This window comes from Paenibacillus sp. TAB_01 (assembly GCF_043945595.1).
Classification (GTDB): domain Bacteria; phylum Bacillota; class Bacilli; order Paenibacillales; family NBRC-103111; genus Paenibacillus_S.
On the sequence record NZ_JBIFNP010000001.1, the window covers coordinates 4,056,888 to 4,074,751 of the forward strand.

14 protein-coding genes and 2 pseudogenes are annotated in these 17,864 nt (G+C 53.0%); 4 read left to right on the forward strand and 12 right to left on the reverse strand.

From position 1 onward, the window contains the following. Positions 1 to 4: 4 nt before the first annotated feature. Together ACHHV8_RS19625 and glgB are read right to left on the reverse strand one after the other, a co-directional pair. Positions 5 to 1,169: pseudogene (locus tag ACHHV8_RS19625) on the reverse strand (glucose-1-phosphate adenylyltransferase). Between the two features lie 6 nt (positions 1,170 to 1,175). Next, complete coding sequence (gene glgB, locus ACHHV8_RS19630) at positions 1,176 to 3,107, reverse strand: 1,4-alpha-glucan branching protein GlgB (protein ID WP_395160804.1); 1,932 nt, start codon at positions 3,105 to 3,107, stop codon at positions 1,176 to 1,178. 226 nt (positions 3,108 to 3,333) lie between these two features. Here glgB and ACHHV8_RS19635 point away from each other — a divergent pair, with 226 nt between their 5' ends. From ACHHV8_RS19635 to ACHHV8_RS19645, 3 genes are all read left to right on the forward strand, one after another. Beyond that, positions 3,334 to 4,476 (forward strand): peptidylprolyl isomerase, encoded by a 1,143-nt coding sequence (locus ACHHV8_RS19635; RefSeq protein WP_395160806.1) that lies wholly within the window; start codon positions 3,334 to 3,336, stop codon positions 4,474 to 4,476. A gap of 220 nt (positions 4,477 to 4,696) precedes the next feature. Then, positions 4,697 to 5,560: a class I SAM-dependent methyltransferase gene (locus ACHHV8_RS19640; RefSeq protein ID WP_395160808.1), complete on the forward strand. Its 864-nt coding sequence runs from the start codon at positions 4,697 to 4,699 to the stop codon at positions 5,558 to 5,560. 3 nt (positions 5,561 to 5,563) lie between these two features. Beyond that, complete coding sequence (locus tag ACHHV8_RS19645) at positions 5,564 to 6,262, forward strand: RluA family pseudouridine synthase (RefSeq protein ID WP_395160810.1); 699 nt, start codon at positions 5,564 to 5,566, stop codon at positions 6,260 to 6,262. Positions 6,263 to 6,341: 79 nt separating this feature from the next. Here the strand turns inward: ACHHV8_RS19645 and ACHHV8_RS19650 are convergent, their stop codons facing one another. The 3 genes from ACHHV8_RS19650 to ACHHV8_RS19660 form a co-directional block, all read right to left on the reverse strand. Next, a complete protein-coding gene (locus tag ACHHV8_RS19650; RefSeq protein ID WP_395160812.1) occupies positions 6,342 to 7,094 on the reverse strand; it encodes an ABC transporter permease in 753 nt (250 codons plus the stop codon). A gap of 6 nt (positions 7,095 to 7,100) precedes the next feature. Next, positions 7,101 to 7,853 carry an ABC transporter ATP-binding protein gene (locus ACHHV8_RS19655; RefSeq protein ID WP_395160814.1) on the reverse strand — a complete coding sequence of 251 codons (753 nt, stop codon included), beginning with the start codon at positions 7,851 to 7,853 and terminating at the stop codon, positions 7,101 to 7,103. Positions 7,854 to 8,003: 150 nt separating this feature from the next. Beyond that, complete coding sequence (locus tag ACHHV8_RS19660) at positions 8,004 to 8,411, reverse strand: MarR family winged helix-turn-helix transcriptional regulator (RefSeq protein ID WP_395160816.1); 408 nt, start codon at positions 8,409 to 8,411, stop codon at positions 8,004 to 8,006. A 224-nt stretch (positions 8,412 to 8,635) separates the two neighbouring features. Here ACHHV8_RS19660 and ACHHV8_RS19665 point away from each other — a divergent pair, with 224 nt between their 5' ends. Continuing rightward, positions 8,636 to 8,803 (forward strand): hypothetical protein, encoded by a 168-nt coding sequence (locus ACHHV8_RS19665; protein WP_395160818.1) that lies wholly within the window; start codon positions 8,636 to 8,638, stop codon positions 8,801 to 8,803. A 34-nt stretch (positions 8,804 to 8,837) separates the two neighbouring features. Here the strand turns inward: ACHHV8_RS19665 and gyrA are convergent, their stop codons facing one another. From gyrA to ACHHV8_RS19700, 7 genes and pseudogenes are all read right to left on the reverse strand, one after another. Beyond that, positions 8,838 to 11,273 (reverse strand): DNA gyrase subunit A, encoded by a 2,436-nt coding sequence (gyrA, locus tag ACHHV8_RS19670; protein ID WP_395160820.1) that lies wholly within the window; start codon positions 11,271 to 11,273, stop codon positions 8,838 to 8,840. Positions 11,274 to 11,280: 7 nt separating this feature from the next. Then, positions 11,281 to 13,257 carry a DNA topoisomerase IV subunit B gene (gene parE / locus ACHHV8_RS19675; RefSeq protein WP_395160822.1) on the reverse strand — a complete coding sequence of 659 codons (1,977 nt, stop codon included), beginning with the start codon at positions 13,255 to 13,257 and terminating at the stop codon, positions 11,281 to 11,283. Between the two features lie 68 nt (positions 13,258 to 13,325). Beyond that, the gene (locus ACHHV8_RS19680) at positions 13,326 to 14,318 is read right to left on the reverse strand and encodes an ABC transporter permease (protein WP_395160824.1); all 993 of its coding nucleotides are present in this window, start codon (positions 14,316 to 14,318) and stop codon (positions 13,326 to 13,328) included. Then, the gene (locus ACHHV8_RS19685) at positions 14,311 to 15,288 is read right to left on the reverse strand and encodes an ABC transporter ATP-binding protein (RefSeq protein ID WP_395160826.1); all 978 of its coding nucleotides are present in this window, start codon (positions 15,286 to 15,288) and stop codon (positions 14,311 to 14,313) included. The genes ACHHV8_RS19680 and ACHHV8_RS19685 overlap by 8 nt, the downstream gene beginning before the upstream one ends. A 47-nt stretch (positions 15,289 to 15,335) precedes the next feature. Continuing rightward, positions 15,336 to 16,166 carry a GDSL-type esterase/lipase family protein gene (locus ACHHV8_RS19690; RefSeq protein ID WP_395160828.1) on the reverse strand — a complete coding sequence of 277 codons (831 nt, stop codon included), beginning with the start codon at positions 16,164 to 16,166 and terminating at the stop codon, positions 15,336 to 15,338. A gap of 287 nt (positions 16,167 to 16,453) precedes the next feature. Then, the gene (locus ACHHV8_RS19695; protein WP_395163564.1) at positions 16,454 to 16,753 is read right to left on the reverse strand and encodes a M23 family metallopeptidase; all 300 of its coding nucleotides are present in this window, start codon (positions 16,751 to 16,753) and stop codon (positions 16,454 to 16,456) included. 111 nt (positions 16,754 to 16,864) lie between these two features. Beyond that, positions 16,865 to 17,722 (reverse strand): annotated as a pseudogene (locus ACHHV8_RS19700) (G5 domain-containing protein); the annotation flags it as partial. Positions 17,723 to 17,864: the final 142 nt, after the last annotated feature.

Sequence of the window (17,864 nt, forward strand, 5' to 3'; positions counted from 1 at the left end):
GAACTCACCCTTTCAAATTGGCCATGGTAGACATACTGATAGTTTCGTTGCTGCCGATCAATATAATGTCCTGCTGATCCTCCGGTTGGCCAATGACGCTGCCGTCCTCCACCACTGTCCCTTCGCCGATGATCGCTTTGTATATTTTTACGTTGTTCCCGATCTGTACATTCGGCATAATAACGGAATCTTTTATGACACTTCCCTCGCCTACCTGCACGCCGTAGAACAATACGGAATGTTCCACTTCACCAAACACACTGCAGCCTTCGTTAACCAAGGAGCGCCGAATTTGAGCGGTAGGCGCCACGTATTGTCCGGGCTGGCACGGATTTACCGAGTAGATCCGCCATTCCCTGTCGTTCAGATTGAAATCGGGCTCGCTTTCCAACAGATCCATGTTGGCTTCCCATAGGCTTTCAATCGTACCGACATCCTTCCAATAGCCCTGGAACGGATAGGCGTACATGTTCAACTGGTCTCTGAGCATCAGAGGAATGACGTCCTTGCCGAAATCTTTGCTGGAATCGGGGTTCTCCTCATCCTTCGTTAAATATTCCTTGAGCACCTTCCAGTTGAAAATATAAATGCCCATGGACGCGAGATTGCTCTTCGGTTCCTTCGGCTTCTCGGAGAATTCGGTAACTCTCTCCTCCGAATCGGTGCTCATAATGCCGAACCGGCTGGCTTCCTCCCATTTCACCTCGATTACGGCGATCGTCGCATCCGCACCTTTGGCTTTGTGGAAATCCAGCATCAAATCATAGTCCATCTTGTATATGTGATCCCCGGAAATCACAAGCACATATTCGGGGTCATATTGCTCGATAAAAGAAATGTTGCGGTAGATGGCATTGGCCGTTCCGCGGTACCAGTCTCCGCCTTTCTGCTCCATATACGGGGGCAGGACAGTGACGCCGCCGTTCTTGCCTGGCCAGGCCCCACGGGGTTCCAATCCCGATATAAGTATTTAACACAAGGGGTTGATATTGGGTCAGGACGCCGACGGTGTCGATCCCCGAATTCGTGCAGTTGCTTAAGGTAAAATCGATAATACGATATTTTCCGCCGAAATGGACTGCGGGTTTGGCCAGATTGCTTGTCAAAACCCCCAGCCTTCTTCCTTCGCCGCCCGCGAGCAGCATAGCTACACATTCTTTTTTCCGCATGGACCCCTAGCCCCTTTCTCTTTTTGCAGTGCCCGCTTTACGACGAAGCTTGGCCGGCTTCAGCACGACGGTTGCAAGCGGAGGAATCGTCATCCGCAAGCTGTACGGCTGATAGTGCCACGATTGATTCTCTGTTAGAAGCGGACTGATATTCATCTGTCCGGAACCGCCATATACGGGGATATCGCTGTTAAAACGCTCGACATACTCTCCCGCTCTCGGTACGCCAATACGGAACCCTATATGCGTTACTGGCGTAAAATTGCATACAATGATCAGAAAATCATCCGGATCGCTCGACATGCGGATAAAGGAAGCGATGCTCTGATCGTTGTCGTTCGGATCGATCCACGAAAATCCTTCAGGACGGTGGTCAAGCTCCCACAGCGAACGTTCCTGCAAGTACAAGTGGTTCAAATCGCGGACATAATGCTGCATCCCGCGATGGCTGTCGTAGCCGAGCATCTCCCAATCCAGATCTTCTAAATCCTTCCATTCGTCAAATTGACCGAACTCGCCGCCCATAAACAGCAGCTTTTTCCCCGGGTGCCCCATCATATAGCCATACAGCGCACGAAGGTTGGCGAACTTCTGCCAATAATCCCCCGGCATCTTGTTTAATAAGGACTTCTTGCCGTGCACAACCTCGTCGTGGGACAGAGGCAGCACGTAATTCTCGGAGTACGTATACATGATCGAGAAGGTGAGCAGGTTGTGGCTCCCCTTGCGGAACAGCGGATCGAGCTCCATGTACTTGAGCATATCGTTCATCCAGCCCATGTTCCACTTGTAATTAAAGCCGAGCCCCCCGGCATACACCGGCGCCGTAACCAGCGGCCAATCGCTCGAATCCTCCGCCATCATCAACGCTTGCGGATAGCGGGCGAATACGGCTTGATTCAATTTTTTCAAAAAGTCAATGGCCTCGGGATTCTCATCCCCTCCATGCTCATTGGTGGTCCATGCTTCACGCGGTTTGCCGAAGTTCAAGTACAGCAGGCTTGCCACCGCATCGACCCGAAGCCCGTCAATATGGTACTTATCCAGCCAGAACAAGGCGTTCGAGATCAGGAAGCTGATGACCTCCGGCTTCGTAAAATCAAACGAAAGCGTGCCCCACTCGGGCTTCTCCGCCCGCTGCGGGTCGTTGTACTCATACAGCGCCTCGCCGTCGAACTGACGCAGGCCGTGATCGTCCTTCACGAAATGACCCGGCACCCAGTCCATGATGACGCCGATGCCCGTCTGGTGGCAGCGGTCGACGAAGTACATGAAATCCTTCGGCGTGCCGAACCGGCTGGTGACGGCATAATAGCCTGTCGCCTGATACCCCCAGGAGCGGTCGTATGGATGCTCCGCCAAAGGCAGCAGCTCGATGTGGGTGTACCCCATATGGGCGACATAGTCGATCAGCTCGTCCGCAAGCTCGCGGTACGTATAATATTCGCCTTCAGCCTTCTTCTTCCAAGTACCCATGTGCACTTCATAAATGTTCATCGGGCGGTTATACGCGGAATGCTGCCGCTTGCTCTCCTGCCATGCCTGGTCCTTCCATTCGTACCCGTCGAGATCGTAAACGCGCGACGCGGTTCCCGGCTTCAGCTCCGAGTAAAACGCGTAAGGATCCGCTTTCCACACCGTCGTACCGTGCGATGTCACAATTTCGTACTTGTAATACTCGCCTTCTCCGACGCCGGGAACAAACAAGCTCCAAACGCCCCAGGTACTCACCCGGTTCAGCGTATGCCCGCTTCCATTCCAGAAGTTGAAATCGCCGATCACGCGTACCTCGCGGGCATGCGGCGCCCATACGGTAAAACGGACCCCGCGGGTTCCCTCATGCTCGGTAAACTGCGCCCCCATCACCTTGTAGCTTTGGTACAAGCTCCCCTCGTGAAACAGGTAAAGGTCTTCAGAACCGGGGATTACGCTCATCATGGACATTCATCCCCTCTGTTGTTCAAAATTTTTGGCCTCTAAAGAGAAATACTACATTGGACTTCAAATTCCTCTTGTATCATTTAAATTCTTCATCTATTCAGAAAATAGTGTTTATCCAACAAATTCCGCGCTGCAAGCCGTGTTGAATGCTGCAGGAATTTGTCGTTTTAAGTGGAATTTAATGTAGGTGTACGAAACTACCCTGAGAGGAATGAAGCAAGTCATGAAAGAAAAAGTAAAAGGTCTGGTGCTCGGTTTGTCCATAGGCATCATGCTCACAGGCTCGGTAGCCTATGCCAGCGGCAATGGGACCCAAATTGAAGTCTATTTCAAAAACCTCAAATATATGTTTGACGGCACGGAAAAAAATCCGACCTCCGAGCAGGGTCAAGGTTTTATTTATAACGGCACCACCTATGTCCCGCTGCGCTTCGTCAGCGAGGCTTTGGGCAAAGAGGTGCAGTGGGACGGCGATACGGATACCGTCTGGGTCGGCAAAAAAATCGACTTATCCTCCATTGTCGCCACCTACCAGGGAGGACAAGTCACGCTCGGCGAGTTTCAAAAATTCGGCTCCATGCTCAGCTTGATTTATCCGAGCTACGTACAGCATGAAAATGACCCTGAGTATAAACAGTATGTACTTCATGAGCTGATCGGCTACCGTCTGGCCAATACCCGTCTGTCCGAAGACAGTCGGAATTCTTTACCCACTTTGGTGGACAATCAAATCACGGCGACCCAAAAAAATGTCGAATCCGGCGGTCAGAGCCTCGCTTCACTGCTCGGTCAAAGCGGGCTGACCGAAGCCGATTACCGAAATTACCTTGAACTGACAACGGGCGCGGAGCTGTGGTTCAAAAGCCAGGTAACGGACGACCAGGCCAAGGCGGCCTACGATCAGAAGGTGGACAGCGGCGATGAAAGTCTTGTCCGCGCTTCCGTACGCCATATTCTGATCCAATTTAAGGATGCCCAGGGCAACACCCGAAGCCAGGAGGACGTCGACAAAACGGTCAGGGAAGTCGAGGATAAGCTGAAGAACGGCGGCGACTTCGCTGCGCTGGCCAAGCAGTATTCGGAAGACCCGGGCTCCAAGGACAACGGAGGACTGTACGAAAACGAAGCCGTCACCGACTGGGTGGAACCGTTCAAAAAAGCGGTGCTCCAGCTGGAGCTGAACAAGATCAGCGAGCCAGTCAAAACCGAGTACGGCTATCATATTTTGCGCGTCGAAGCCCGCAGCAATGCTTCTTATGACCAGATGAAGGGCCAAATCCTAGCCGGACTTAAAAACGATTTTGTCCAAAAATTCATGAATTCGGAAGTGCCTGCCCTGATTACGAAGACCGATCTGCCCCAATAGTTTCATCCGCCCAAAATCAAAGAAATTCACTGACAAACGCAATAGGAAGAATGATTCGTACGGCAGAGATGTGGTTTTCTGGAGTCCTGCACCTCTCCGGACTTGTCTTTCGGCCTTCCTCATGGCATAACCGCATCAATTAGTGTAAAATGTGGTAGGATATTCGATATATTTCGAAGCCCAGCACAAACGGTAAAACGTTAGAAGGAAGGTTTAATTCATGTTTGCAGCACACGATTGGAAGGATTACGAATTAATCGATACCGGCGACGGAGAGAAATTGGAGCGCTGGGGCGATATCGTCCTCCGCAGGCCCGACCCTCAAATTATTTGGCCGCTGGCCAAGGAAACCGGCGCTTGGCGCAATGCCGACGCCCATTACCATAGAAGCTCCAGCGGAGGCGGACAATGGGAATACAACAAGGATCTTCCGGAACGCTGGACGATTGCTTACGATAAATTAAAGTTTCATATCAAGCCTACCAGCTTCAAGCATACGGGCTTGTTCCCGGAGCAGGCCGCCAATTGGAAGTGGATGATGGATAAAATCCAAGGCTCCGGCCGCAAAATCAAGGTGCTGAACCTGTTTGCTTATACCGGAGGGGCCAGCGTCGCCTGCGCCTATGCCGGCGCCGAGGTGTGTCACGTAGACGCCTCCAAGGGCGTCGTTCAATGGGCGAAGGAAAACCTGCAGCTGTCTGGACTTGGGGAACGCCCGGTGCGTTTCATTACCGATGACGTGTTCAAATTCGTGCAGCGCGAACAGCGCCGCGGCAGCAAATACGATGCGATCATTATGGATCCCCCTTCCTACGGCCGCGGTCCGAATGGGGAAACCTGGAAGCTGGAAACGAATCTGTACCCGTTCGTCGAATCCTGCATGCAGATTATGTCGGACAGGCCGCTGTTTATGCTGATCAATTCGTATACAACCGGCATTTCGGCGACCGTGCTGAAAAATATTCTCGCCATGTCGCTCGGCAAAGCCTACGGCGGCAGCATCACCTGCGGCGAAATCGGGCTGCCGATCACCGCTTCGAAGCTGATGCTGCCCTGCGGCATCCTGGGACGTTGGGAGGCGTAGCCCATGGCGCAAGCCTCCCTCCCCTTCATTGAGGTGCTGTACGAGGACAATCACGTCATCGTCGTGGTCAAGCCGATCAATGTGCCGACACAGGAGGACGACTCTCATGATCCCGACCTGCTGACGATGATCAAGCAGGATTTGAAGCACCGGCACGGGAAGCCGGGCAATGTGTACCTCGGCCTCGTCCACAGGCTCGACCGGCCTGTCGGCGGCGTGATGGTCTTCGCCAAGACGTCGAAAGCGGCAAGCCGTCTTTCGGACGCCGTCCGGACGCACAGCATCCGCAAGATTTATACGGCCGTCGTGAACGGCAGGCCGAAGCAGCCGCAGGGGACGCTGAAGCATCATCTGCTGAAGGATGCCAAGACGAACATGGTATCGGTCGTGCCTGCAGGCAAAGCGGGCGCGAAGGAAGCGGTTCTCGATTATACGGTAACCGATCATGCGGAAGGGCTGTCGCGGGTACGCGTGGAGCTGCATACCGGAAGACCGCACCAGATTCGCGTGCAGTTCGCCGCCATCGGCTGCCCGCTTGTCGGAGATCAGCGCTACGGCGCGCATCTGACCAAGCCCGGGCAGCAAATCGCTCTATGGTCGACAGAGCTCAGCTTCGAGCATCCGACGACCAAAGAAACCTTGAGCTTTACGTCCAAGCCTCCGAAGGCCTATCCTTGGTTCTTATGGAACGAACAGTCATAAATTCAATGCCCAAACAAGCCTATCGCGGCCTGGATGCTTTAGCCAAGCATGTGCCGGATAGGCTTATTTGGGCATTTTTTTAAGAAATCGATCTCAGCCGGTCATCCTCGGTGAACCATAGACGATGACTCAGCAGGCTTAGCAAAATGCTCGTTAATGCAGCGGAGGACACCAGAGCAAACATAATCAGCACCTGATAGCGTACCGCCTCCACCGGGTTGGCGCCGGCCACGATCATCCCCGTCATCATGCCCGGCAGCTGCACCAAGCCGACCGTTTTCATCCCGTCGATCGTCGGAATCATACTGGATCTTACCGAGCGCTTCAACGAAGTATGAATCGCCTGGCGGGTCGATGCGCCAAGAGCCAGCAGCGCCTCAATCTCGCCGCCTGATGCCTGAACCTCACGCTTCATATTGTTGACGAACAGTCCGGCGACGACCATGGCGCTGCCGATCGTAATGCCGCTCATCGGGATGATGTACTGCGGTGTCGGTTCGATAATGGACAGACCGAGCAGCAGTCCCATCGTCAGCACCTCCGTCACTGTCAAAGCGGCGGCAATCCGCCAGCGGATACCCCGAAGTCCCCGTCCCCGCTGTCCTGCGTTCCAGGAAGCTACGGTGAGCATAAGACAAATAATGAGGACAAGCCAAGCCTTGTTTTCCGTATTAAACACAAATTGAAGCACATAACCCACCAGCAGCAGCTGAACTGCCGAGCGGATCGTTCCGATAATGATTTCTTTTTCCAGACCGAGCTTCTGCCACATCGAGGCGACGATCGTTACTGCGACAAAAATCAGCGTGCATCCTAAAGCTAAGTTCGACATTCCTTGCTACACTTCCGTTTCATCAGATATCTGCAAAAATCGGCGGGCCTGCCTCGTGTTGGGCCTTGTGAAAAAGCGCGATGAAGGGCTCGCTTCCAGCAGGGTATGCTCGTCCATATACCAGACGTCATCGCTGATCAGCTTCGCCTGCTCCAAATCATGCGTTACCCACAGCATTAGCGTGCCGTGCATCTTGTGCCAGTCCAGCAGCAGCTGTTCGACCGCTTGCTTGCTGTGGGTATCGAGCGAAGCCGTAATTTCGTCCAGCAGCAAAAGCTCCGGCTCGAGCAGCAGCGAACGGATCAAGGCAACCCGCTGCTTCTCTCCGCCGGACAATTCGGCAGCACGCTTGCTCCATTCCATCGCTCCAAGGCCTGCTTTCATCATCAGCTCGCGCGCCAGCGCCGAATCGAACGGCTTCCGGTGCAGCACGCTTACCGCCCTTAAATTATCCTCAACGGTCCCATCGAGCATCACGGCGAATTGGGCGACATATGCTATCCTCTTCCGCCATTCCTGCGGAGAAGTTTCCTCGGCCGCACGGCCGTAAAAACGGACGGTTCCTTCATCCGCGCGGTCCAGCCGGCCCAATATGCGCAGCAGGGTGCTTTTTCCTTGACCGGATGCGCCTAGCAGCACAACAACGGCAGGCGTATTTATTTGTACCGATACGTTCCGGAACAATTCCCTCTTTTCCCCTTGGGGTCCTGTTAATATTTTGCCTAATGCGGCTATTTCCAATATCGGTGCTCCCGCCACCTGATGCTCTCCTCCTGAATATCGCTTCATACGTCCCAAGGCTGAAAAAAACCGAAGCCCTCGCTGCCATAAGCTGACGAGGGCTAAAACCGGCCGGATCGGCCGTTCCTGTTATCCTTATGTATACCTGAACACCCAGCCGGCATATAATTAGGCGTTGGCCACCTTGCCGAGCAAATAGACCAGCAGCTGTTGGTTGTGAGAAGAAATGCGGCTCAAGTAATTCTGAAGAAAACGCTCCCGGATTTGGACGCCCCTCTGGCACTCGGACTTTCCTTTATCCGTCACCTGAACCCATACGATTCTACGGTCTTTCTCATCGCGTTCCCGCGCTACCAGCTCAGCTTTTTCCATGCGATCTAGCAAGGTGGTAATCGCCGCCGGCGTAGTGGCCAGGAATCCGATGAAATCCGAAGGCTTCATCCGCTGCTGTCCCGACAACAGCTCCAGTACGGTCAGCTGGCCTTCCGTCAACGTCGGAGCCAGCTCCGACTCCATATGCTGGCGCAGATCCTTGGATAGCTTCCACCATAGCTTCGCAAATTCTTGAGTAATCAAAACCCATCACTCCCGTAATTAACTTGTCCTACGGCTTTCTTAAACGAACGTCACTTTCCTTATTATACCATCGACTTCAGGCAGTTTAAAGGTTAACCGTCTAAATATTTTAAGACATTAAACGATAAAAATCAGGCACGTTAGACCCTTTTCAACATATACTGCATTATGGGCGAATGACTAGTGACGGAGCTTGTCAATATTTGAATTGGAGTGATGATGCGATGGAAGCGTGGAAACAGCTGATAGGAGAAAAGGCATTGCAAAAAGGCATTATAAACGACCCACGCTGGCTTGAAAAGCTCGATGAGCCGATGCCGGTGTGGGCCGTTCTGGAACTGTTTCTTCAAATTGTGGATACTATGGAGCCGAATTACAACAGCTACGATTAAGAAGATCGAAGCCTAGGTATTCGAAAATAAGCTCCTAATCCGTTTTCAACACATCGTGAATGAGATCGGTCTTCGTCACGGGAATCACTTGCTTGCCGGTCGATTTGCGCTGCTCTATCGGCGTTTTTTCCGAAGAGAAGGAAATCCGTTCCCCGCTCTGAAGAACGGCCGTTACCAACACTTCCTCTTTAACGACAAAGCCTTTGACCAGAGACGTGCCGTTCGGCTTCACGCGCTTGCCGTCCCGGAATTCAAAGGTGAAAATCCCTTTGCCGCCGCGGCCTTGCACCGGATAATCGAGAATAAGCGACCGCTTCGCATAGCCCAAATCGGAAATAACGAGCAGTTCTCCTTCCTCCCCTTGTATCCATTCCGCACTAATGATTTCATCTTCATCCTTGAGCTGGATGCCCCGCACACCTGCAGCGGCGCGTCCCATCGGATTGACTTCATCCTCACGGAAACGTATGGCACTGCCCTGCTTCGTAATGAGCAGCAGGTCCTGATCATTGGTGCTGACCTTCACGTCAAAGACGGCATCGTTCTCTCCAACCTTACATGCGACGATTCCGTTAGAGCGGTTCGTCATATACTCTTTCAGCTCGGTCCGCTTCACTTGCCCTCTGCGGCTGATGAAGACGAGCGACTTGCCGGGGTCCTCAAAATCTTTAATAGGAATCACATTCACGATCCGGTCATCCTTCGGAATCGGAATGACATTTACAATGGCCGTGCCGTTGTCCTTCCATTTATACTCCGGCACCTGATGGACCGGCAGTAAATAATATTGGCCCTTCTGCGTAAAGATGAGCAGATTCTCCAATGTATTCACTTCCAGCAAATAGCGGACGAAGTCCCCTTCCTTCAGGCCGGTCTTCTCCACCTCGCCTCCGGAGCGGGTAAAGGACAGCTTGCTGGTACGCTTGATGTAGCCTTCGTTGGACAGCGTAACGAAGACGTCTTCGGCGGTAACCATAACCTCCAGATTGACCTTCAGCTCTTCGACCTCATCCTGGATATCCGAACGGCGTTCGATCCCGTATTTATCGCGGATCTCCGTCAATTCGTTCTTGATGACGCCCATCAGCTTCTTCTCGCTGCCCAGAATCGCTCTGAGATTAGCGATCGTCTTCTGCACATCCTTCAGTTCCTTCTCAATCGAATGAATTTCGAGGTTGGTAAGACGATACAGCTGCAGCGTCAGAATCGCATCGGCCTGGCGCTCGGTGAAACCATACTGCTCAACGAGATTGTTCTGAGCGTCTGCGCGATTTTTGGAAGCCTTGATCGTCGCGATAACCTCATCCAGAATGTTCAGCGCTTTGCCTAAGCCCTCCAGCACGTGGGCGCGGTCATCCGCCTTCGCCAGATCGAACTGGGAGCGGAAGGTCACGACCTCCTTCTGGTGCCCGATATAGGCGTGAATAATTTCGCTGATGCCCATCTGCTTCGGCGTCTTGTTGACGATAGCGACCATATTGAAATTATAAGTAACCTGCAGGTCGGTTTTCTTGAACAAATAAGCCAGAATCCCTTGAGCGTCCGCATCCTTCTTCAGCTCCACGACGATGCGCAGCCCGTTGCGTCCGCTCTCGTCCCGCACGATAGAAATGCCTTCGATTTTCTTCTCGAGGCGAATGTTTTCCATCGCCGTAACAAGACGCGCCTTCACTACCTGGTACGGAATTTCCGTAATGACAATCTGCTGCAGCCCGCCGCGGACATTCTCGATCTCGGTGCGCGCCCGCAAATAAATGCGTCCTTTCCCTGTGCGGTAAGCTTCCCGGATCCCGTCGGAGCCCATAATAATACCGCCGGTCGGAAAATCCGGCCCTTTAATGATTTTCATCAGCTCGTCCAATTCGATGTTCGGCTGATCCATCGCGGCAATACAGCCGTCGATGACTTCCTTCAGGTTATGCGGAGGAATCTCCGTCGCAAAGCCGGAGGAAATGCCGCTGACCCCATTGACCAGCAAGTTGGGGTAACGCGACGGAAGCACGACCGGCTCCTTCGTCGTATTGTCGAAGTTGTCTTTGAATTGTACCGTGCGCTTCTCGATATCGCGCAGCAGCTCCATCGCGATTTCCGATAGGCGGGCCTCCGTATAACGCATCGCCGCCGGAGGATCGTCGTCCTGCGAACCCCAGTTGCCGTGTCCGTCGACCAGCATATGCCCCATCTTCCACGGCTGCGCCATCCGCACCATCCCGTCATAGATGGACGCATCGCCGTGCGGATGATAGTTGCCCATGACGTCGCCGACGGTTTTGGCGGACTTGCGGTAGCCCTTATCCGGCGTATTGCCGGCATCATACATTGCATACAGAATGCGCCGCTGAACAGGCTTCAGTCCATCCCGCACATCGGGAATCGCGCGGTCCTGAATAATATATTTAGAGTAGCGGCCGAACCGGTCCCCTACCACTTCTTCCAAAAAAGCGGGTAAAAAGCTTTCTAATATCGTCACGTTTCATCTACTCCTCGAACTCGGTAAAGTCGACATTCTCGATAATCCAACGCTTACGCGGGTCTACCTTATCTCCCATCAGCGTAGATACGCGCCGTTCGGCTTTGGCCGCGTCCTCAATCTGCACCTGAAGCAGGGTGCGGGTGGCCGGATCCATGGTAGTCTCCCACAGCTGGTCCGGATTCATCTCGCCGAGCCCCTTATAACGCTGAAGCTCGAGATTTTTGCTGCCCAGCTGCTTCGTTACCGTCTCCAGCTGCTCGTCAGTCCAAGCATACTGCACCGTGCTGTTCTTGCCTGCCTTCTTCGTAATCTTGAACAGCGGCGGCTGTGCGATATACACCTTGCCGGCGTCGATTAACGGCTTCATGTAGCGGTAAAAGAAGGTCAACAGCAAGACCTGGATATGCGCTCCGTCCGTATCGGCATCGGTCATGATAATGATCTTGGCGTAATTGCTCTCGGAAACGTCGAACTCCGGGCCGACGCCGGCGCCGATGGTCGAAATGATCGCCTTATACTCATCATTTTTCATGATATCCAGCAGCTTCGCCTTCTCCGGATTCATCGGCTTGCCCTTCAGCGGCAGAATCGCCTGATGCTTCGAATCGCGTCCCTGCTTGGCCGAGCCGCCGGCCGAATCTCCTTCCACGATGAACAGCTCGTTCTTCGTGTAGTCCTTCGACTGCGCCGGCGTCAGCTTGCCGCCCAGGTTCGAGCTCTCGCTCTTGCCCTTCTTGCCGCTGCGCACTTCCTCCCGTGCCTTACGCGCCGCTTCGCGGGCTTTGGCCGATTGGACCGCCTTTTTCATAATCATCTGCGCGATCTGCGGATTCTCCTCAAGAAATACGGACATTTTGTCCGAGACGACCGAATCGACTACGCTGCGCGCCGATGCGCTGCCCAGCTGGTCCTTGGTCTGCCCGACGAACTCGACCTCGCCCATCTTGATGTTGATGACGGCCATCATGCCTTCGCGAAGATCCTGGCCGTCTAAATTTTTGTCCTTTTCTTTCAATATCCCGGTTTTACGGGCATAATCGTTCATCACTCGCGTATAAGCGGTTTTAAAGCCGGTTTCGTGCGTCCCTCCGCCGCGGGTCGGGATCGAGTTAACGAAGGAAACCAGTGTTTCCGTATACCCGTCGTTGTATTGAAGCGCTACTTCGACCTCGATGTCGTCCTTCTCCGCCACAAAGTGAATCACTTCGTGAAGAACCGTTTTCTCTTCGTTCAGAAACTGCACGAATTGGCTGGCTCCGCCCTCGTATTGGAATGACTCCTGCTTGTCCGCGCGCTCATCCTTAATTGTGACCTGCAGCCCGGAGTTCAAAAAGGCGATTTCTTGTAAGCGCTCCAGCAGCGTATCGTAATTGACCGAGGTCCCGCCTTGAAACACCCGCTTGTCCGGCTTGAATGTCACCTTCGTCCCCGTCTGACGGGTATTCCCGATGACTTCAAGTCCCGTAACCGGCTCGCCGACATGCTCTGCGCCTTTCTCGTCAACCCAGTATTCAAAGCGTTGACGGTGCGTTTTGCCGTCCCGGTATATGGTCACTTCGAGCCATTCGGACAGCGCATTCGTTACGGAGGCGCCGACGCCGTGCAGACCGCCCGACTTCTTGTACCCTCCGCCGCCGAATTTTCCGCCTGCATGCAGGATCGTAAAAACGACCTGCGGCGTAGGAATGCCTGTTTTGTGCATTCCCGTAGGAATCCCGCGCCCGTTGTCCTGAACGGTAATGGATTGATCTTTATGAATGGTGACGTCGATTCTCGAGCAAAACTTGGCCAAATGCTCGTCGACGGCATTATCTACAATTTCCCAAACCAAATGATGAAGCCCTGAAGTGCTGGTACTGCCTATGTACATCCCCGGTCTTTTCCGAACCGCCACAAGCCCTTCCAGCACCTGGATATCGTCAGCGTCGTATTCCGTCCGCGTGGTTGTTGTGTCAGTAATTAAATCAACATGATCCGCCATCGCAGCCTCCCCTTAATCATGAAGCTCTTAAGCTCTAGTACTATTGTGCATTATAACATCTCGCGCCGTTAGTTCAATATATCTTTTTTCGTGAAGACGCTAAAGGAAACGATCACGGAGATAAGCCCCCATATCGTTAAAACGGTCAAAGAGAACGGTAAATCCATGCCTTTAATGGGCGGAAGACTGCCGGTTAAATAATCGGTTAAGCGCAAATTGACCATAAATAAATATTTTGCCGTTTCCCAGGATGAGACCATATTGGTCAGAATCGTACCTGAAATCAGCACCGCCAGCATGAGTCCCATGCCCGCCGCTGTGCTCCGGATCAGTACGGAAACCATCAGCGACATCACCGCCACGATCACTGCGGAATACCACACCAGGCCGAACTCCATAATCAGATACAGCCATTGATCCACCGCTCGGACGAAGGTGGTGTCCACTTCCGTGCCGACGATCTGAAAGCCGAAAAATACCGGCATATCCCAGCCTCCGTAGCCGAATACGAGCCCGGATATGAGATAACACAGCAGCGCCGTACAAATGACGATAAGCGAGGTGCATAAAATTAAACTGATCAGCTTGCTCATCAGCACCTTCCAGCGGGGAACCGGCCGGGTTAGCAGCAGTTTGATCGTGCCTGTGGAGTGCTCCGACGAGACCAGATCGGATGCAATGACCATCACCATCAAGGGAATAAACAGCCCGACTGCATTTTTCAGGAACTCTCTTGTAAAGGTTACCCCGTTCGGCGCCGCCGGATTCACATCTTTATCCAAATAGTACTGGGCAAGCATGACTTCGACACGGCGGAACTGCTTCCACTCCTCCGGTACTCGCGCACTGCCGATGCTTCGCGTATAATCGACAATTTTCTGCCGCTGCTCGGCCCGCCAATCCGAAGTGCCGAACTGCTTCAGATTGTTTTGCGAAACCTTAAGCTGGGCATAGGTAAACATCGGAATAAGTGCGGCCAGAATCAGCAGGACAACGAGCAAGCGCTTCTTTTTGATAATTTTGATGACTTCATTTTGCACCAACGGATACAAATTAACCAATGCGCTTCCCCTCCGTCAAGCTCAAAAATAAATCCTCCAGCGTTGGACTTTTCGTCTCCACCCCGTACAGCTCCACCCCGGCCTGCACCAGCTTGCGGGTCAGCACGGGGATCAGCTCGGGATTCAATTGGGTAACGATCTCATGAATAACCGCTGCCATCTGCCTCTCCTCCGCCGTCTCGGCAGGTTCCAGCACGTCGATAACCTGTACTTCTGTATGTTTCTTCAGCTGCTCTAGCGCCTGATCTACAGGGCTGACGTGCCATACGACCTTGCTCGCCGATTCGTCGATCAGCTCGTCCACCGTGCCGACCTTGATGACCTCTCCGCTTGTAATAATGGCTACCCTGTCGCACATTTGCTGAATTTCGCTCAGCAGGTGGCTCGAAACGAACAGGCTGAGTCCCGTTTGGGCCAGCCGCTGTATAAATTCGCGCATTTCCTTGATGCCCTGAGGGTCAAGTCCGTTTGTAGGCTCGTCCAGAATAAGCAGCCTCGGGCTGTTCAACAGAGCCTGGGCGATACCGAGACGCTGCCGCATGCCGAGCGAATACGTCTTGACTTTGTCGTGAATGCGCTCATCCATGCCGACAATCCGGACCACTTCCTCAATGCGTTCCTTCGACACGCCGGGCAGCATTCGCGCGAAATGCTCGAGATTTTCCCAGCCGCTCAAATACGAGTACAGCTCCGGGTTTTCTACGATACAGCCGACATATTGAAGCGCCTGATTGTGATCCTTGTGCACATCGTAGCCGCAGATCGTAATCGAGCCTTCCGTAGGGGCGATCAGGTCAACCAGCATGCGGATCGTCGTCGTTTTACCCGAGCCGTTCGGACCCAGAAAGCCGAAAATTTCTCCTGCGTATACCTCAAAGGAAATGCCCTTGATAATCGGTTTGTTTTTGATTGTTTTCTTCACATTGTTAACCGACAGAACGACCTCTGCCTGCCTGTTCAGGACTGCCACCGTTCACTCCTCCTAGTACCGAATGCGGTTTTCGTTAGGTTCGTTGCTTACTTTACGATTTGAGCGATCCGCTCCGCGATTCTTTCATAGCCGTCCTGATTCGGATGAAAATGATCCGTGTACAAATATTTGTTCAAGTTCAGCTCGAACAAATCGTAGGTAGGCACGACGACAATATTCGAGTACCGGTTAGCGATCTCGAACGCTGCGCTGTTCCATTGTTCGACAACAAGCGACCCTTCCTTTTTCGTATCCAAGTCCAGAAAAGGGTGGTACAAGCCGACATAGCAAATGACGGCGTTCGGATTCTGCTTGGCGACCCGGTCCAGAATCTGCTCCAATCGCTTCAATGCGGCCGGCAGCCGGTCCTTTGCGGCCTGGGTACTAAATTCTTCGCCCGCATCCCCGTTAAAAATCCCCTGCCCGCCTTCGAAAATATCGTTTCCTCCGATGGTGAGCAGAATAAGATCCGCCTGGGAAATCGCGGTGCCGATATCCTTCTTGGCATCCAGGTCCGCCAGCACGTCCGTCGTCTTGAAGCCGGGAATCGCAAAATTGTTAAAAATAAAGACCGGTTTCCCCAGCTGTTTTTCCAGCTTCTCCTTCACCTGACCGACATAGCCGCGTCCGGATAAATCCCCTGTACCCGCCGTAAGCGAATCCCCGAGGGCAACAATCTGAATCTTCTCTCTCGATGCAAGCGATACAGTTGTTTGCTTGGGCGGCGGGGTTTCTGAAGGTGCAGCCGGCGCCGGAGCGGTAGCCGCCTTCGGAAATATGATTTGGTTGACGCCATAGACGAACCCGGCCCCGCACAGCAGCGTTGACAGCAGCGCCGCAGATCCGACAGTTCGCCATAAGAAACGGGTTGACAGCAAAAAAACGCCTCCTTCTGTCCAGCTTTCGACAGCCTCCACATCCATTTTAGAGTATCGTTTTATGCCGTGATTTGCAAATTTGTCCTGTACGCGCTTCAAAACGAACGCGACTCCATGTCTTTTAAAGACATAGAAAAACCTAGCCTGTGGCTAGGTAGAGCTTGTTGAGAAAGCTTTGCGTGATACTCCCTGGGGGTACTTCCCCAGCCGCTTTTTGAAATTAGCTTCAAAAAAGCCGGTCATCGTAACCGATGCCGGCATCATTTTCTATGTCAACCTCTTCTTGCTTATTCGGCAGCTTTCTGCAAAAACCGCAGCGGATTTTCCTGCTTCTCTCCAACCCGGACCTCAAAATGAAGATGAACCCCCGTGGCATTGCCCGTACGCCCCATGATCCCGATTTTCTCGCCCTTCTCTACATTTTCATTCTCCGATACGGTCAACTGGCTCATATGTCCATATAACGTGCTGTATCCATTCTGATGATCGATGATAATACAATTGCCGTAGCCTGTTTTCCAGCCGGCAAAAACGACTTTGCCCCGGTCCGCCGCCATAATCGCCGACTGTTCTGAAACCATATCCATCCCTGGATGGAACGCGCCCCACCGCCTGCCGAAGTCGCTCGTTAATTTGGGATGATATACGGGCCAGGCGAACGATCCGGTGCCTACGCCCGGAATGACCTTCGTCCCTCTTTTGACCTGTGAAGGAACGGCCTTGCGGACGATCGTTTCCTCTCCCGCAGATTCTTCCGTCCACTTCCCGTTCAGCCGCGTCGTTGTATAGGTAATTTGCTTAAGGCCGTTCTCGCCCAGCGTCATCACCTGCTTCACGCCCTCCTTGAGCGAGGGTTCGTCCACATAGCTGGTTTCGTATGGAATTTCCAGCGACTCCGTTTGCCGCTCTACGGTTTTTACCGTCAGCAGCGGCTCCACCGATGAAAGTGTAAGCTGCTGTCCAACCCGGAGAAAAGACCCCTTCAAGGTCGGATTCAGCTCATATATCGTCTGCTGAGTGAGATGAAATTTATGAGCGATACAGGAAATGCAGTCTCCCGGCTGTACCTGGTAAAGAACCGGCTGAGCAGCCCCCGCTTCTATCCTGTTCAGCAGCTCCGAACTATCGGATATCTCTTCCGGACGCAGCTGTACAGGCACCAAATCGATCCGCTGAACAATATCGGCCGAGACCAGCTCCCCCTCCGGGATATATTTTTGCTTGTACCGGTCCAGCAGCTCCCGGGCCGTCCGCTCATCCTTGAGCTGGCCCAAGGGCTTACCGTCAATGCGAAGCTGGGTGCCGCTGAATATAATGCGGGCTCTTTTCTCCAGCTCGGCTTTGATCGCCTCATTGTCATAGGTTGCTTTATAAGCACGCTCAGTGATATAATTCAAATGCTCAATAAGAACGTTTGTTTGTATATTTGGATACTGCTGCTTAACCCGTATTTTCTTGGCCTGAAGCCATTCGTCTACGATCAACGGACTGCTGATAACCCCAACCCTTTCCGTGCCTATGATAACCTGATAACGCGTTACCATATGCTGAGCCATATAAAAATACCCGATTGTGCAGAGCAGAGCGGCGACGGTTAGGAAGCTGCCGCCTACGACCAGCCACTTGTCCTTTTTCCAGCTAATTAAATGTTCCACGTAAACCTCCCGATACCGGTATGTCGGTGGATTATTTATGATA

Coding starts and splice junctions, on each gene's coding strand:
- glgB (WP_395160804.1), bottom strand. CDS start 3,107: ATGATGAGCGTAATCCCCGGTTCTGAAGACCTTTACCTGTTTCACGAG.
- ACHHV8_RS19635 (WP_395160806.1), top strand. CDS start 3,334: ATGAAAGAAAAAGTAAAAGGTCTGGTGCTCGGTTTGTCCATAGGCATC.
- ACHHV8_RS19640 (WP_395160808.1), top strand. CDS start 4,697: ATGTTTGCAGCACACGATTGGAAGGATTACGAATTAATCGATACCGGC.
- ACHHV8_RS19645 (WP_395160810.1), top strand. CDS start 5,564: ATGGCGCAAGCCTCCCTCCCCTTCATTGAGGTGCTGTACGAGGACAAT.
- ACHHV8_RS19650 (WP_395160812.1), bottom strand. CDS start 7,094: ATGTCGAACTTAGCTTTAGGATGCACGCTGATTTTTGTCGCAGTAACG.
- ACHHV8_RS19665 (WP_395160818.1), top strand. CDS start 8,636: ATGGAAGCGTGGAAACAGCTGATAGGAGAAAAGGCATTGCAAAAAGGC.
- parE (WP_395160822.1), bottom strand. CDS start 13,257: ATGGCGGATCATGTTGATTTAATTACTGACACAACAACCACGCGGACG.
- ACHHV8_RS19695 (WP_395163564.1), bottom strand. CDS start 16,753: ATGGATATGGTTTCAGAACAGTCGGCGATTATGGCGGCGGACCGGGGC.